1 protein-coding gene is annotated in these 353 nt (G+C 40.2%); it reads right to left on the reverse strand.

Annotation, left to right across the window (positions count from 1 at the left end):
- Nucleotides 1-67: 67 nt before the first annotated feature.
- On the reverse strand, nt 68-353 hold a 286-nt coding region (locus CWC02_RS20535; RefSeq protein ID WP_249364151.1), incomplete at its 5' end, for a sulfatase-like hydrolase/transferase.

Here is a 353-nt window from a genome sequence, read left to right on the forward strand (position 1 = left end):
TAAGATATCACTTTGATCGAATCCATCTAAATGAACCTTATACTTTTGACCGTTGATTTTTGATACCTTATAAAAAATTAGCTTTTAAAAATTTATCGCAAAAACACGAAATAATAGTTGGCATGAAATCTTCCATTGTCATGATCTCACCTGTGCTCACACCTTTTGGAATATGGGCCGGCCATTTAACAACCATAGGAACTCTGAAGCCCCCTTCCCAGCCACCAACGCCTTTTTCACCCTGAAATGGCTGATTACCCCCATCTGGCCATGAGTTTGATGCGGCACCGGTGTCGGTAGAAAACCTCACTATTGTGTTATCCGCGACTTTTACTTCATCATGAAAGTTAAGT

The organism is Pseudoalteromonas sp. S2721 (assembly GCF_005887425.1).
In the GTDB taxonomy this organism is placed as follows: Bacteria; Pseudomonadota; Gammaproteobacteria; order Enterobacterales; family Alteromonadaceae; genus Pseudoalteromonas; species Pseudoalteromonas simplex.